Genomic DNA, 16,350 nt, shown 5'->3' with positions numbered 1-16,350 from the left:
CTGCACCTGGCAGTCAGGAGGACAAAAGGACAGTTTAACGTGCGCTTCCACCCTGTCATTGATCCAGTGAAACAATTTCTTCCGCCTCAACCACCAATCGATCCCCTACGGAAGCCCGACCGCTTCCAAGAATATAGCCCCGCCGACGCTTGATCACTTCAAAATAGAGATCAATTCGGTCCCCAGGCTTGGCCAAGCTGTGGAATCGAATTCCATTGAGGTTAGTCAGGTATGAAATTCCTTTTTTATCAATCGCAGCGAATGCCGCTAATTGTGCAAGCGACTCCACAATCAACATAGGAGGCATGTATGGGTTAGTGTCAGTAATGAACCACTCACTCCAGGTGACAAGCTTGTATCCCTTCGCCCATTGCGACGTTTCGTACCCGGTCACGCCATCCAACAGAAGAAATGGGTACCGGTGCGGAAGCACATCCGGGATATGGATCAGCTCTTCGCTCACAGGCTTATTCCCCTTCCCACTTGCGAACAGCAAGGCAGACGTTGTGCCCTCCGAAACCAAATGAATTGCTAATCGCCGCGCGGACCTCGCGTTCCTGATATACATGCGGCACAAAATTCAATTCAGGAGCTTCAGGATTGTCGCAATTGAGTGTCGGTGGTACTTTGCTGTGAATCATACTCTGCACAGTCGCAATTAATTCGACTGCCCCTGCACCGCCCATTAAATGGCCAGTCATGGATTTAATAGACGATATCGCCAATTGGGGGGCATGCTCCCCGAATACTTTTTGAATAGCGTTAATCTCCATACGATCATTAAATGGCGTACTCGTACCGTGGGCATTGACATAGTCGATTTCCTGCGGTGTTAAGCCGCCATCCTGCAGTGCGATGTTGATTGCTTCTGCCGGGCCGGAGCCAGAGGGATCTGGAGCCGTGATATGATACGCATCAGTTGTGCATCCGTAACCCACAACTTCGGCCAGAATGGTGGCTCCGCGGTTCAAAGCATACTCCAACTCCTCCAGCACCAAAACTCCTGCTCCTCCACCTATGACGAATCCATCACGATCCACATCAAACGGACGACTAGCCTTCTGTGGCTCTTCATTACGTCTGGAGAGAGCATGGATATTCGCAAAAGATGCCAGATCAAGCTGACTAAAATTGGCTTCTGCTCCACCAGCAACCACGACATCAGCCGTGCCGTACTGGATCGTACGTAATGCCTCACCAATGGCATTACTTCCTGTGGCACAAGCCGTAACCACAGCAAAAGAAGGCCCCTTGGCTCCAATAGCAATGGAGATTTCACCAGGTGCTGAATTAATCATCATCGAGGAAACAAAATAAGGAGAAACTCTTTTGGGACCAAGCTTTGTTAATTTCCCATAGTTCTCCTCTATAACGTCGAGGCCGCCTGCTCCAGAGCCGACAATAACCCCCACGCGACTTGCATTCCGCTCATCAATCACTAATTTTGATTGCTCCACTGCCTGCCGGGCAGCCGCCAAAGCAAACTGAGTGAACTGTGCGACTTTATTAGCTTCCTTCTTGCTCATATATTGCAATGGGTCAAAGCCCGTAACCTGTGCACCGATCTTTGTCGGAATGTCCGCTGTATCGAAAGCAGTGACAGGTCCGATTCCGCTTTTTCCTTCCAACAGTGAATTCCAGAAATCCGTAAGATTAAGCCCGACCGGCGTTACGACTCCCTGTCCAGTCACTACAACACGTCTTCTCACTGTATCCACGTCCTTCGTTGAAATTAATTCTTGGAAGCCTGTTGCTCGTAGAGAGGAAAGTCGCCATACACATGACTGATTTTTTCATGCACATCCGCAAGATCAGCATATACCTCGACGACCACAAGCTTGTTCTCCTGATACTTTTGCCAAGCAAGCTGAAGCTGTTCCCGCGCCTCTCCCTTACTCCGAATGGCAAGGCTTTCCACAAACTCATACTGAGGAATTTGAATTCCTGTCTTGGCCGCCTCAGAAACAAACGGGAGGGACTGCCCTGTGAGATGTTTATAATTCATCTGATTCTGCAACCAACCATAGCCACCATTATTGAGTACGATATAGATTAACGGTATTTGATACTCCACCGCCGTCATAAAATCCGAACAAAAGAGATTGAACGCACCGTCACCTACAAGTGCCACTACTGGACGTTGTGTTGCCACGCTTGCTCCCAGAGCAGCCGCCGCACCGAATCCAAGACTCGTTTGATCACTAGGAACAATCGAAAGAGAACCGTGGGCAAAGCGAAAATATGGATAAAAATAGGACCACATATCCTGCAATCCATTCTCTTGAAGAAGCACCAGATTTTCAGGGAACTCCGTCTGAATCATGTCCAACAGCTCAGGAACGTGGATTCCAGGTGTCTTTTTCAGCTCTTCCAGATAAATAGCCCTGTGAGAAAAAGCCTCCTGTTTACAACTCCCAATCGTTTCAAGCCACACTCCATCAGGCTCCTGCCCACGCCGTTCAAGCCACTGCTCCACCGCTGCATATCCATCACCGAGCACCTTGATACCCTTGTATTCGTGTGCAAAATCCTCCAGATTTACATTGACCTGAATCAAAGGTGTATCCTGTAGCAAAATATCCCACTCGAAGGTAGCCGTTTCTTCCAATCGACTGCCCAGTGTGATCACCACATCAGATTCCTTCCAGATTTGTCTTAGACTGAGATCTGTATAGAGTCCCGCAACACCACAGAAGAGTTCGTGGTCTTCATCAACTACACCCCGTCCCGAGGCGGTTGCGAACAAGGCCGCTCCATGTTGGTTAGCGAACCGCTCAATCACATCACCTGTACCTGACTTCATGCCGCCTCCGACTAGAATGAGTGGTCTGCGGGCGTTCTCAATAATTTCCCACGATGCATCCAACTCCCGACGAGACGGAGAGCACGACAGCTTTTCTGGTGGGGTAAACTGAAGCCCTGTTGGCACAGGCTGGTCCATCAGGTTTTCAGGGAGTTCGATATAGACGGGACCCGGTGCTCCATTGATAGCCAAAAAGGCAGCCCGCTCCATCGCCCATACAAGCCGATCCACATGCTCGACACGATAAGCCCATTTTACGAGCGGCTTCACGAGTGAGATTTGATCGGCTTCCTGAAAGGATCGGGTACCCAGCTTGTCTCCGCCAGTGCCAAGCGCCAAAAGCAGGAGCGGAGCGCCCAGGTTCTTGGCCTCCAGTAGCCCTGTAAGTGTATTACTGAGCGCAGGGCCTTTCCCCACAACGCATACGGACATCTGGTTGGTGGTGAGCGCATAACCTGCTGCCATGAACACAGCATTACGTTGATCTTTGCACAGAATAAAATCCATACCGGATGAGGGGAGTGACGATACGATTTTGAGATCATCACTTGGTAATCCAAAGAGATGCTGAACCCCAGCCGATTTTAAGTAGCCAATGATGGCATCCCAAGGGAATAAACTCGCAGTCATACCAAACTCCTCTTTTCCGACAAATATTCTGCGACAATTTCTGAAATCAAGATCGGCTTCGAAATGAGCTTGAAATCGTAAAAAATATAGTTCGACATCGTGCCATAGCCACCAAAAGGCTTATTGCCTTGATCCACATCCTCAAGCGTCTGATTAATGGTCAGCGTGTGCTTCTTTCGCAGAACGTCCGCCAGGTGACTAGACCCGTATAAGCTGCAACCCATTGCTCGTTCACTGAAATAACTGGAGGAAATACGCTTGATCAGCTGCTCGTCGTCTCGGTAGCTAACCACGTTGAAGACCGGTGAAAAATACTCAATAATCTCCAAATCCTGATCTAGCTCGCTATATACAATCGTTGGCTCCATCTTTTTCGTACGGAAATCAATGCCACCGCCGTAAATAATAAACTTATCGTTCGTATTAAAATATTCAGAAACCGAGTTCAGCGCATCTTTATAGAAAATAGGGGAATAGTTTGCGTTCGGATCATCGTTGGCTCCAAACACAAGTTGGTCAAGCCGCATAATCAGCAGGTTTTTGAAGCTCTCTGTCACATCTTGATGTACCAGAATGATGTCGGGTCCCAGGCAGTCCTGTCCTGAGTTGAACAGTCTCATTCGGATTACATCGGTAACCGCCAGTTCCAGATCAGCATCGGGTCCGATGACGAAAGGATTGATCCCTTGTCCATAGAAGATGTAGAGTTGGTCTTTTCGGATTTGTTTTTTGATCTTCTCCGCATTGACATAGCTCCCGGTGAACACCACAATATCAGCTGGCATAACCGAATTTTCCATAAAAACCCTTTGACTGACCTTACGAATATAGATGGGTAATCCGTGTACAGCCTGAAGCTTTTCATGCAGCATGTTGACGTACTCGTTTACGTGAGAAGAAGGGCGAAAGTCTATATTTTCAACGTACAGGGACGGAATCAAGAGGTATAATGCATAGGAGTACAAAATGACGTTGGAAGGCATGAATACAGCCATAGATCGTTGCCAGCTTGGCTGATAGGTCTGCACTTCTTGCAGAGCACCTTGAAGTGTGAGGATCGTGGAGTCAATTTCTGCATTGGCGGCCCGATAGGATGAAAATTGCGTGAGAATATCCATCACTTCCTGCCGATTTTCAATCAAATAATTGAGGCACTTCAGAATAGATTCATGCCTTTCCAAAAACAGTGTGTTTTCTGCCAATTCTGGATTTATACTCATGGCACATTCTCCCTTTCCTATATGCGGTTTTGGTAAATATTTTGCTATACTTTGCGAGAAGCAACTTTCTCCAGGGCAATACGCTCCATCTCCAGACGATCCACTTTTCCATTGCGATTTAAAGGAAAGTGGTCGAGCGGAAGCAAAAGATCGGGAAACATGTATGAAGGAAGTACACGATTTATTTCTTTACGGAGTACAGACAAGGCTTGCGAGGATTCGCCTTCGATGAATGCAACAAGCAATGTCCCTTTAGCCTCATCCTCCAAGGTGATCACGCAGGATCGGTAACCTAGCGAACCAATCCGATCCTCAATATAGACAGGAGATACCATATAGCCCATCCGGTTGACCGTCTTACCGCTGCGACCAATGACATACAGCATTCCGTCATCCAGATAGCCCAGATCCCCCGTCTTGAACCAGCCGTCCTGTAGAACCGATTGCGTCAAGTCTGGACGATTCAAGTAACCTTCCATGCGTCCAGCACTATGTATCCACACTTCGCCTACGATACCGTCCGCCTGCTGGTTGCCTGTAGAATCTAGTATTTTCAGCTCCACACCAGGTAATGGTAGACCACAACCCTTCGGACATTCTAGCGTCCCCAGTGTAACGTTGCCCAGTTCAGAAAGGCCGTAACCATTCAGGAGGGGCTGTCCAAATATGTTGTTAAATTTCTCTTCAAGGTCTTGGGTAAGTGGGGAACCGCCTACGCACCACATGCGCACCGGAGCTTCCTTGACCATTTCCAGTTGTTCGGGTTTTCGGTTTAGCATACGCAACAAGGTGTAAAAAGCAGAGGGGTTAGCGTCTACGACCGTCGCCCGGTCTTTCGTAATACTTGCAATGACGCTCCAGAGGTTTTTTGGATTGCAGATGATGAGAGAACATGAGGTTAACCACCAGGAGAAGATAAGTGAGATTCCATAAAAATGAGAGAACGGCACAACGGGGAGCATATGGTCAGACGGTAGGTAGTTCATGGCGTGTATGGAATGCCTGATATTCTCCATAAAAGCTGAACCAGCTTTCACGATTCCCTTGGGTTTTCCCGTCGTACCTGAAGAATACAGAATGAGCGCATCTGGCCTCTCGCACCACTTGTTAAAGTCGAGGGCTTCAAGCTTTGGCTCTCCCACCCAATCCGGGTGTACTGCTTCTTCTTGAATCAGATCTTGAATCAGAATAACGAGAGCATGAGGAAGTTCTAAATCGGAATCCGTAAGGATGCAACAGGCACCCGCTTCATCATAGATTTGAGCCACCTCATCGAGCACAGTCTGCTCGTCCACCACAGTCACCGAAACAGCGATATTGCACAGGGAAAACAGAGACACAACAAACCAATAGGAATTGGCCGCCTTCAGAATCACTCTACCGTCTTCGGGAATTCCTCTGAGCGTCAACATCCGGGAGAAGATCGTAACGTCTCGCTCCAGACGTTCCCTAGTCATAATTCCTTCAGGTGAGATAATACGGCAATCCGTATGCGTAATAAGCACAACGTTCCCTCCTTACATCCCCGTAATATGGTATCCAGCATCTACATGGATAACTTCACCCGTAATGCCTCTCGATAAATGGGAAAATAGGAATAACGCCGTATCTCCGACTTCCGACGTATCAACCGTCTTGCGTAGGGGCGTAGTTTCTTCAATATGTTTGAGCATTGTGTTAAAATCTTTAATGCCATAGGCAGCCAAGGTCCGTATCGGACCAGCGGAAATCGCATTTACGCGAATGCCATATGTGCCCAGATCATTCGACAGATAGCGCATGCTGGCTTCCAGTGAAGCCTTCGCCACACCCATAACGTTGTAATTTTTGATCGCTCGTTCTGCGCCAATATACGTCATGGTGACGATACTTCCACCCTCTGTCATCAGTGGGTATACTCGACGGGAGACAGCAGCCAGAGAATAGGCACTGATTTCTTGTGCAACGGCGAATCCCTCACGAGAAGTGTCAACGAACAAGCCATCCAAATCCTCAGCCTTAGCATAGGCGACACTGTGAAAATAACCATGTAATACGCCTACTTTTTCTTTTAGAAAATCCGCCAATGCATCAAGCTCTTCATTGCTTTGAACATTACAAGGACAGACCAGTGCTCCTGGAATGGTTTCAACGAGCTTTAGTACCCGCTCTGCAACCCTCTCATTTTCGTAAGTAAAAATGAGCTGTGCTCCTTCAGCAGCTAAAGATTGAGCTGTCCCCCAGGCAATACTCCTGTTATTAGCCACGCCCATAATCAAAATGTTCTTACCGCTCAGTAGTACTGCCACAGAAACCACCTTTCTTTTTTACATTTTTAAACAAAATAACAACTTAACTGCGTATGTCTACATTTATAGACATATGTAATCTTTCCTGGAATATTATCGCGTTAATTGCCAAACTTGGATAGGCGACGTTTTAGGCAAATCACAAAATTTATTTTAAAATTTGTGTAACACATCTTGCATGCTGTCTGTCATCTCACAAAAAATAGTTGTGTTGCTTCTGTTGGTCTGTGTTCAAATCGAAAGGGATACATGTGTGTGAAAAAAGATAGCGAGGCAAAAATAAGGTGACTGTCAAAGTGAGTTAAACATAAAATCCTCATATTTTTGTAAATATTTACATTCCGACGACGGACTCACCCCACTACCGGAAGTAACCACTTCATTTTCACCAACAATGAGTCTTCCGATTTGAACATCCTGAGTGACCAGCCAGATTTTATCTAATCTAAGTGTAAAGCCTTAACCTCTATAGACTACGCTTTTGTTTTTTGGGAGCTAAAGTATAGCTAAAGGAGACAACAAAGTCGATTGCCAGAACGATCGCCCATGTTTGCATAATGCCCTCCAAAGACACCGTACGCTGCGGATCATCAACATACACAATGATGGCGAGCAACAAAGCATTACCTATAGCCCAGCCCAAAAGGTGAAGCAACCAACCTATCCGTTCCTCTTTTGCATGAGCAGCACCATACTTGCGTTCAGGCTTGGGTCCCTTACCAAACCAATGGGAGAACCGTACATCCGCCCACTTAATTAACCTATGACCAAATGCTACTGTAATACCAAAATAACAGGCCGCCAAGCCAGTAGCAGTCGTAATCTCCATGCCACTTTTCACCGTGATGAACACCGCAATCAGTAGCAGGATATCAATAATGGGGGTAAATAGTAAAAGAAGACCGCCTAATTTCTTCAAGCCAAACATATACCTTGCGATCAAGCCTGCAACAACAAAAACCCAAAATAAAACTTCAGCACTAATAATAAATAAATACATAATAGATGATTCCTTTCAAATTAGAAATTGGTATTCACCTCAACTATCCCCCTTTCATGCCCACTATCATACAATATTATACATAATATTCCTAGTATTTTGTCTATAATTACATAAAAGGAAACAAATAGCCGTTTTTTCTGCGAAAATCAGTATCTGTTCAGCCCATTTCGTCTTGTTCTCAAAATGGGCATTTTACATGATATGCTACCCATAAAGAATTATGATGATCTGAAATGAAAAAAGATGTACCTATGCTAATCAGCACGGGTACATCTTTTTTTACAGATACACTATCCAATTACAATATGACCTTCGGGACGACGGTACAATGTCTTGGTCGAGCGTGGACGAATGGCATAGGCAATCGTAAGAGGACCAATCCGACCAATAAACATAGTCACACAAATAATCAGCTTGCCTGCGTCAGACAATCCTGGCGTCACTCCTACAGACAACCCTACCGTTCCAATTGCGGAAGCAGCCTCAAATGCAAGGGAGAGAAATGGCGCATCCTCTGTCATTAAGAGCAGTATAACCACAATCGAGAATATAAATAGGGCCAGTACAATAATGGTCAGCGCCCGCATCATGATATCTTTGGGGACCCTATGACGGAAAAACACAATTTCCTTCTGTCCTCGCATGACGGCGATTAGCGCACCTACCATAAGCAGAAACGTAGTCGTTTTAATTCCTCCTCCCGTGGAGCCCGGAGAAGCACCGATAATCATCAGCAACATAATAAAAAACTGACTTGCCTGCCTTAACCCGCTGATATCGACTGTGCTCGTACCTGATGATCTCGTGGAGACCGATTGAAAGACAGCTCCATATACTTTGCCTTCCCAGTTCAGCGCACCCAAGGTTCGTGCATTGGTAAACTCAAAAACAAATAAAACCAGCGCACCAACCACAATGAGCACTCCCGACACGCTAAGCACCATTTTGGAGTGTAGAGACAGTCTCCGGGTACGGCGAAAATCGAACAGATCGCTAAGTACAAGGAAACCCAAGCCTCCTGATATAACGAGCACAGATGCAATCATATTGAAAACAAAATCTCCAGCGTACTGTTGGAAGCTAGTCCCGAACAGATCGAATCCCCCGTTATTAAAGAGGGATACGGAATGGAATATTCCATAATATATCGCTTGTCCGACAGGCATCTCTCGCATCCACCGCAAAGCTAAGACGACGGCAGCTATCGCCTCAATGGTAAAAGAAAAGATCAGCACCTTGCGAATAATACGCACGATCCCTTCCATGCTATCGGCATTAATAGCCTCCTTAAGCAGCAACCGATCCTTTAACGATAATCGCCGCCCCAACAACAGCGCAAACAAGGTCGCTAAGGTCATAAACCCCAGCCCGCCTAGCTGCATCAGCACCAAAATGACGGTTTCGCCAAACATCGTATACGTTGAATCGACGTCAACAACGACCAGTCCTGTGACGCAAGCGGCTGAGACAGACGTAAAAAGCGAATCAATCCAATGCGGAGCATGACCACTATGATTGGCAACAGGAAGCATCAGTAGCAAAGTACCCAATGCAATAATCAATAAATATCCGATGACCAATATAAAAGGAGGCGATGCGAACCGACTAAGCTTGACGCTGCGTTTCATTAGAGTATTCTCTCCATCCGTTCTTATGAAAAAGAGGAACAAGACACGGGAAGCCCGGCTGATCCTCTATATTCATAATGTTATGTTATTCTACTGTTGGTTACGCATATGCGGGAAAAGCAGCACATCACGAATGGAAGGCGCATCTGTCAGCAACATAACCAAACGATCGATGCCGATGCCCAGTCCACCTGTTGGTGGCATCCCGTATTCCAAGGCGCGGATAAAGTCATCATCCATTTCATGCGCCTCGTCGTTACCGTGCTCACGTTCCAGCAATTGTGCTTCAAAACGTTGGCGCTGGTCGATTGGATCATTCAGCTCAGTGAACGCATTCGCATGCTCACGAGCAACCACGAACAGCTCGAAGCGATCCGTAAACCGCGGATCTTGTTCGTTTTTCTTGGCCAACGGCGAAATTTCAACCGGATGTCCAGTAATAAAGGTAGGTTGAATAAGCGTTTCCTCTACGAACTGCTCAAAGAATGCATTCAGGATATGGCCAAATGTCATATGCGGTTCAACCGAAACTTTATGCTCTTTCGCAAGGCGATGAGCTTCTTCATTACTCATCTGCACGCTAAAGTCTACACCTGTTACTTCTTTAACAGCATCAACCATGGAGACTCTGCGCCATTGCGGCGTCAGATCCACTTCCTGGCCTTGATATTGAATGTGTTGTGTGCCCAGTACTTCCTGCGCAATATGTGCAACCATGTTTTCCGTCAATTGCATGATATCTTTATAATCAGCATACGCTTCATACAGCTCAATCATCGTAAACTCAGGGTTATGGCGGGTCGAAATACCTTCATTACGGTAAACACGACCGATCTCATATACTTTCTCCATTCCGCCGACAATTAGTCGTTTCAAATGGAGTTCAATAGCAATACGCATATAAAGCTGCATGTCCAATGCATTATGGTGCGTAACAAATGGCTTCGCCGCCGCCCCGCCAGCAATGGAATGTAATGTTGGGGTTTCAACTTCCAAATAGCCGAGCGAATCGAGATAACGACGCATGGATTGAATAATACGGGACCGTGTAATGAACGTTTTTTGTACTTCAGGGTTCATAACCAAATCGACATACCGCTGACGGTAACGCAATTCAACATCCTTCAGGCCATGATATTTCTCTGGTAATGGATACAAGGATTTGGACAAGACCTCAATATCCAGCACTTTGATTGTCGTTTCGCCCGTTTTGGTCTTGAAGAGCACACCCTTAACACCAACAATATCACCCAGATCCAAAATACCAAATGCTTTATATTTGGATTCAGGTACCGTGTCTTGACGAACATAAATTTGAATACGTCCGCTAAGATCCTGTATATGAGCAAAGCTGGCTTTTCCCATAACACGTTTAGCCATAATACGGCCTGCTATGCTAACTTCAATATTCTTTTCTTCCAGTTCTTCCTTAGTCAAACTGTCATACTTGCTCAGTAGTACGCCCGCTTCAGCCGTGCGTATGTATTTGCGTCCAAAAGGATCAATGCCCAATGCGCGAAGCTCGTCCAATTTGGCACGACGAATTTGTAATAGTTCACTTAATTCCTCGCGATTTTCTTGTGTTTCCTGGTTAGTAGTTTCATCCGACATGGTGCTAAATCAGCTCCTTCAATATGAATAGACGGGCCGGGGTCCGTCCGGGTGTAGAGAAAAAAAGCTTCCACAAGGAAGCTTTTACATTAAATTCCAAAGTCCGTGTCTTATTTCTTGATATCCACGATTTTATATTGAATAACGCCTGCTGGAACGGTGACATCCACAACAGTTCCCTTTTTCTTACCGAGAATTGCCTTGCCAACCGGACTTTCATTCGAAATCTTATTCTGTAGCGGGTCGGATTCGGCGGAACCTACGATAGCATACTCTGTAATATCTCCGAATTCCAAATCTTCAACGGTCACAGTTGCACCTACTCCCACAACATCGGTGTCAATTTCATCACTATTGATAATGCGGGCATTGCGTAGCATCTTTTCCAACGTAATTACACGGCCTTCAATAAAGGCCTGCTCATTCTTCGCATCCTCATATTCGGAGTTTTCACTAATATCTCCGTATCCGATGGCTACCTTAATCCGTTCAGCCACTTCGCGGCGTTTGACAGACTTTAAGTTCTCAAGCTCATCTTCGAGCTTTCTAAGACCTTCCTGTGTCAGAATGACTTCTTTATCGCTCATCTTAACCGATTCTCCTGTCATGGGAAAAGTTTAAAAGTGCATCGGAATGCACGCTTTCAAAACATAATATGCCACTCTGAGGGAATGAGAACATTTCCTGCTGTTGTCTTGAGAGCTGCACACAATTTGTAGCATACATCAAGATTTTATACTGAACGATTATAGGGCAAGCAATTGGAAAAGTCAATCGCGTGCGCAGGCCGGAACAGCTTCCTTATTGCGCAACAGCAGCAGGAGAAGCAGCACTTGTAGAAGGCTCATCGTTTTCTACCATGTGCAATTGAGATACAAATTGATCCAAAATACGTACCATATCGTCGCGCTTTGTTTCTTCCATAATGACATCCTTAATACGTGCAGAACCTTTAAACCCCTTGAGGTACCAAGCCAGATGCTTGCGCATTTCACGGACAGCTACCGCTTCACCCTTCAATGCAACCAGACGATCCATATGCAGAATGGCAATGCGGATTTTTTCTTCCGGTGAAGGATCGGGCAACAGCTCACCTGATTGCAAGTACTCAATCGTACGGTAGAGCATCCACGGATTCCCCAGAGCACCGCGTCCGATCATAACGCCATCACAATTGGTCAGATCCAGCATGCGGCGGGCATCTTCCGGTGATGCCACATCACCGTTTCCAATTACAGGAATGGAAACTGCTTCTTTAACTTCTTTTATAATATCCCAATTCGCATGTCCCGTATACAGTTGCTCCCGTGTACGGCCATGTACGCTAACGGCCTGACCTCCGGCACGTTCAACAGCGCGAGCGTTCTCTACGGCATAAATATGCTCGCTATCCCAACCAATACGCATTTTCACGGTAACCGGCTTGCTTACCGATTCCACTACCGCCGATACCATTTCATAAATCTTGTTTGGATCGAGCAGCCAACGAGCACCTGCATCACATTTGGTCACTTTGGGAACCGGGCAGCCCATATTGATATCAATAATATCTGCATTCGTTTCCTGATCTACCACCTTCGCTGCTTCCACCAAAGATTCGCGGTCGCCTCCAAAAATTTGCAAGCTAAGCGGCTTCTCGCGCTCATCTACAAACAGCATCTCACGTGTACGCTTGTTGCCGTGAATGATGGCCTTATCACTAACCATCTCTGCACATACCAAGCCTGTACCGAACTCCTTGGCGATCAAGCGAAAAGCAGGATTGCACACGCCTGCCATGGGTGCCAAGACGACTTGGTTTTTCATTTCAATATCGCCGATTTTCAACATATCTGTTCACCCCTTTATTCCTTCTTTTATATCGTATACTTATCGTCATTCCGTCAGTTCCCGGACTTCAATTTCTAGCGTTTGGGCGATGATGTTCAGCATGTCTGGGTCTACTCTACGATTGCCTCGCTCCACAGCACCTAATACAGTCAAAGATATACCAGTACGTTCTGCCAACTCCTGCTGTGTGAACCCTTTTAGCTTCCGAAAGGCGCGGAGTCGTTGCGCCAGCTGCATGTTTTCCAAAGCTGTATGCCGTCCTTTCCATCCACAGAATTCAATGCAGTATGCACGATACTGTACAGACCGGACGGATCTTGGTTCGGAACGATATCAGCCAAAGGAACCAGCACAAAAGCACGCTCCAACATACGAGGGTGAGGAAGCTCCAAATCCGGTGTAGCCAGTTGCGCCGCTTCCATCCATAACAAATCCAGATCAATGGTTCGTGGCCCATTAGGAATATGTCTTACTCTCCCCAGACGACTCTCCACCTCCAGCATATATACCAGAAGCTCCTCTGGAGCAAGTGTTGTAGATACGGCTACCGTCATGTTCAAAAAAGAAGGTTGATCCAGATACCCAACAGGCTCTGTTTCGTACAGGCTGGAGCACCGAAGCACCCGTATACCCGGATGTTCGTCCAGCGCCGTAATGGCTTCATACAAGGTATGCTCGCGCTCCCCCAAATTAGCCCCTAAAGCAATATAAGCCTCTGATGCCTCAGAGGTCGAATGTGCATTCATGTATCGTTCCTACTTTCTTGCGCGATAAAGCTCAACCGTCACGCCTTGAAAATGAATATCAAACGGCGGATGCGGCTTTGTGACTTTGACAGTCAGTGCATTGACACTAGTATAAGTGTCCAGTAGGGAAGATGCAATACGTTCGCCCAAAGCTTCAATCAATTGGTAAGATTCCTTTTCTACAATATCTTTAACGGTGTAATGAACCTCGGCGTAATTAACCGTTTTGTCCAAAGCATCCTGCTCACCCGCTTCACGCAGATCAAGCTCCAGTTCCAAATCAATATAGAAACGTTGTCCCAGCTTGCGCTCCTCTGGAAAAACGCCATGATATCCGTAATACTCCATACGATGCAAAACCATTTTATCCATCGTGGGTAGCCCCCCTGTTTTTTATTAGATTTTCTCAATAAGCTCAACTTAAAAGTTTCGTATCGTGCCATTGCGCAGTCGGATGGTGCTCCCCATCGCCACCCGCCCCCAGATTTCTTGAATAAAACCTATAACCAAGGTAGAAATCCTGGGAAGTGATGCTTCCGAAGCGAGCTTTCCTACGGAAAGCTTTTAAAGCGACCGCTTTGCTTGTACAGCACCATTCCGCCTACTCCGTTCTCGTTCTACTTGATCTATTCTTCTGTTCACCTTACACAATAAATAACTCCCTAAAAATACAGTGACTTTATGGCGCGTTGTAGCGGAACGAAGGATTTGAATCCGGAGAAGCGAAGCGCTCGCCTTTGCAACGGGATTCTAACAGTCATATGTTTACCAATTCAAAAGAATCCCGTTGCAACAGCGATCGCAGGATCAAATCATTCATGAAGCGTCTTCTAACCACCATAACTCAGTGCATTTTTAGACCCGTACACCATCGCATCACACATACGTACGGTGCGCTTGATTTGCGCCACATCGTGTACACGCACAATCTGGCACCCTTGAGCAATGCCAAAGGCAACGGTAGCCGCCGTGCCCTCCACCACATCATTCACAGGCAAATCCAGTGCTGTACGAATAAACCTTTTGCGCGACGTAGCCAATAACAGCGGAAAGCCCAGCTGACTCAATGTATCGAGAGAAGTCATGGCATGAATATTTTCATCGTAATCCTTGGCAAAACCGATACCTGGGTCTAAAATGATCTGTTCCTCACGTACCCCCGCATCCAGCGCTAATCGGATACTTTCTTTTAAATCGGACAGCATATCAGAAACCAAATCACTATAGTTACGGTCATGACGATTATGCATCAAAATGACCGGGCAATCGAATTCCGAAGCTACACGTGCCATATCGGGGTCTGCCTTAAACCCCCACACATCATTAATGATATGTGCGCCAGCCTCAAGCGCCTGCCTGGCTACCTCGGCTTTGTAAGTATCTACAGATAACGGAATGTGCGGTGCGATACGATGGATGGCCTGAACGACCGGAATGACCCGAGCCAGCTCCTCTTCCACACCTACTGGATCATGACCCGGGCGAGTAGACTCCCCACCAATGTCAATGATATCCGCTCCATCTTCCACCAGCTTCAATGCATGTAAAACAGCAATCTCGGGACTATAATGTAATCCTCCATCGGAAAATGAATCCGGGGTCACATTCAGTATACCCATGATCTGTGTGGAATGTCCGAGCGTAAGCTCGGCATCCCCCATTCGGTAACTACGTTGATAAAGGGTCGGTATGTTCACTTGATCCCTGCTTTCTGTCTATAATCGTGCAACAGCAAAGCTGTTATGGACCTGGGCTGTGTCAAGGGAACCGATAAATGGTTCGTTGCTCCTCCCGGCTCCAACAACAAATCCACGGGCCGTATTTCTTGTATAGAGTTGGTCATAAAAATTTCATCAGCCTGTTTCAGCTCGTCCCAGCGGTACAGGCCTTGCTCACAAGGAATGTCTCGCAGATGCGCCAGCTCCAAAATGAACTCACGCGTAATGCCTGGCAGAATCCCTGTAGACAAGTCAGGGGTATACAACGTATTGTTCCGCACAAAGAACAGATTGCTGACCATTCCTTCTGCCAGAAAACCATCCGCCGTAAGCATCATTCCTTCAGCCTTATAACGGACAGCCTCGGCATACTGCTGAAGTTCCCGCTTTGCAAGAATATTATTCATATAATGGAGCGACTTTAAGCGAACCTCACCCTCTGGAGTATTTCTGGGAGTTCGCAACAACTGAAGCGCCGATGGGGAAGTGGATTGCCCGGTTTGTGTATTGGTAGAGGGCAACGGTTTAGCGAACAGAATATGATTAGGACGCGTATAGTCCCCTGTCGGCAATCCTAGCACCTCTTCGCCCGCTGATACGGTGTAACGGATATAGGCTTCATCCAGTCCATTCGCCACCATCAGATGTTGGATGTGTCTCGTAAGTTGCTCCTCATCCGGTTGAAAAGGAATGCCGAGCATTCGGCAACCTTCCTGCAGTCGATGTAGATGCCGATCCAGCAAGAATGGGACACCCTTGTAGGTGCGGAATGTTTCAAACAAGCCCATTCCGTATAAAAAGCCGTGATCACTTACGTGAATCACGGCTTTTGCGGCTTCCGTGAGGACGCCGTTGACTCCGATATATTTCATG

The 16,350-nt window shown here is 46.7% G+C and carries 16 protein-coding genes; all 16 read right to left on the bottom strand.

Going from position 1 to position 16,350, the window contains the following annotated elements; genetic code table 11:
- Nucleotides 1-55: 55 nt before the first annotated feature.
- Nucleotides 56-463: a 3-hydroxyacyl-ACP dehydratase FabZ family protein gene (locus ACM1ND_RS00415; RefSeq protein WP_025721676.1), complete on the bottom strand. Its 408-nt coding sequence runs from the start codon at nucleotides 461-463 to the stop codon at nucleotides 56-58.
- Nucleotides 464-467: 4 nt separating this feature from the next.
- Nucleotides 468-1,709, bottom strand: coding sequence for a beta-ketoacyl-ACP synthase II (gene fabF, locus ACM1ND_RS00410; protein WP_068938691.1), 1,242 nt, complete (start codon nucleotides 1,707-1,709; stop codon nucleotides 468-470).
- Between the two features lie 23 nt (nucleotides 1,710-1,732).
- Nucleotides 1,733-3,433 carry a thiamine pyrophosphate-binding protein gene (locus tag ACM1ND_RS00405; protein WP_075153522.1) on the bottom strand — a complete coding sequence of 567 codons (1,701 nt, stop codon included), beginning with the start codon at nucleotides 3,431-3,433 and terminating at the stop codon, nucleotides 1,733-1,735.
- Nucleotides 3,430-4,653, bottom strand: a complete 1,224-nt coding sequence (locus ACM1ND_RS00400) for an aldehyde dehydrogenase family protein (RefSeq protein WP_068938693.1) — start codon at nucleotides 4,651-4,653, stop codon at nucleotides 3,430-3,432. Before ACM1ND_RS00400 ends, ACM1ND_RS00405 begins: the two co-directional genes overlap by 4 nt.
- Before the next feature lie 44 nt (nucleotides 4,654-4,697).
- The gene (locus ACM1ND_RS00395; protein WP_340981623.1) at nucleotides 4,698-6,158 is read right to left on the bottom strand and encodes a class I adenylate-forming enzyme family protein; all 1,461 of its coding nucleotides are present in this window, start codon (nucleotides 6,156-6,158) and stop codon (nucleotides 4,698-4,700) included.
- 12 nt (nucleotides 6,159-6,170) lie between these two features.
- A complete protein-coding gene (gene fabI / locus ACM1ND_RS00390) occupies nucleotides 6,171-6,941 on the bottom strand; it encodes an enoyl-ACP reductase FabI (RefSeq protein ID WP_013308164.1) in 771 nt (256 codons plus the stop codon).
- A gap of 466 nt (nucleotides 6,942-7,407) precedes the next feature.
- Entirely contained in the window at nucleotides 7,408-7,941 is a 534-nt protein-coding gene (locus tag ACM1ND_RS00385; protein ID WP_025719307.1) for a hypothetical protein, read from the bottom strand.
- A 293-nt stretch (nucleotides 7,942-8,234) separates the two neighbouring features.
- Entirely contained in the window at nucleotides 8,235-9,572 is a 1,338-nt protein-coding gene (locus tag ACM1ND_RS00380) for a TrkH family potassium uptake protein (protein WP_023986461.1), read from the bottom strand.
- Between the two features lie 90 nt (nucleotides 9,573-9,662).
- Complete coding sequence (gene lysS, locus ACM1ND_RS00375; RefSeq protein WP_023986460.1) at nucleotides 9,663-11,183, bottom strand: lysine--tRNA ligase; 1,521 nt, start codon at nucleotides 11,181-11,183, stop codon at nucleotides 9,663-9,665.
- 110 nt (nucleotides 11,184-11,293) lie between these two features.
- Nucleotides 11,294-11,770 carry a transcription elongation factor GreA gene (gene greA / locus ACM1ND_RS00370; protein ID WP_013308160.1) on the bottom strand — a complete coding sequence of 159 codons (477 nt, stop codon included), beginning with the start codon at nucleotides 11,768-11,770 and terminating at the stop codon, nucleotides 11,294-11,296.
- A 214-nt stretch (nucleotides 11,771-11,984) separates the two neighbouring features.
- Nucleotides 11,985-13,013 carry a tRNA dihydrouridine synthase DusB gene (gene dusB, locus ACM1ND_RS00365; RefSeq protein WP_023986459.1) on the bottom strand — a complete coding sequence of 343 codons (1,029 nt, stop codon included), beginning with the start codon at nucleotides 13,011-13,013 and terminating at the stop codon, nucleotides 11,985-11,987.
- Between the two features lie 45 nt (nucleotides 13,014-13,058).
- Nucleotides 13,059-13,259 carry a helix-turn-helix domain-containing protein gene (locus ACM1ND_RS00360; protein ID WP_175405216.1) on the bottom strand — a complete coding sequence of 67 codons (201 nt, stop codon included), beginning with the start codon at nucleotides 13,257-13,259 and terminating at the stop codon, nucleotides 13,059-13,061.
- Nucleotides 13,211-13,759, bottom strand: coding sequence for a 2-amino-4-hydroxy-6-hydroxymethyldihydropteridine diphosphokinase (folK, locus tag ACM1ND_RS00355; protein ID WP_023986458.1), 549 nt, complete (start codon nucleotides 13,757-13,759; stop codon nucleotides 13,211-13,213). The genes ACM1ND_RS00360 and folK overlap by 49 nt, the downstream gene beginning before the upstream one ends.
- A 9-nt stretch (nucleotides 13,760-13,768) precedes the next feature.
- Nucleotides 13,769-14,131 (bottom strand): dihydroneopterin aldolase, encoded by a 363-nt coding sequence (gene folB, locus ACM1ND_RS00350; RefSeq protein WP_023986457.1) that lies wholly within the window; start codon nucleotides 14,129-14,131, stop codon nucleotides 13,769-13,771.
- Nucleotides 14,132-14,589: 458 nt separating this feature from the next.
- Nucleotides 14,590-15,456 (bottom strand): dihydropteroate synthase, encoded by an 867-nt coding sequence (gene folP, locus ACM1ND_RS00345; protein WP_023986456.1) that lies wholly within the window; start codon nucleotides 15,454-15,456, stop codon nucleotides 14,590-14,592.
- Nucleotides 15,453-16,349, bottom strand: coding sequence for an aminotransferase class IV (locus tag ACM1ND_RS00340; protein ID WP_023986455.1), 897 nt, complete (start codon nucleotides 16,347-16,349; stop codon nucleotides 15,453-15,455). The genes folP and ACM1ND_RS00340 overlap by 4 nt, the downstream gene beginning before the upstream one ends.
- Between the last annotated feature and the right edge of the window lies 1 nt (nucleotide 16,350).

Source organism: Paenibacillus sp. JJ1722 (assembly GCF_048282685.1).
Classification (GTDB): Bacteria; Bacillota; Bacilli; order Paenibacillales; family Paenibacillaceae; genus Paenibacillus; species Paenibacillus polymyxa_B.
The sequence above is the reverse complement of the archived record's forward strand: the minus strand, read 5'-3'. Positions and strand labels throughout refer to the sequence as shown.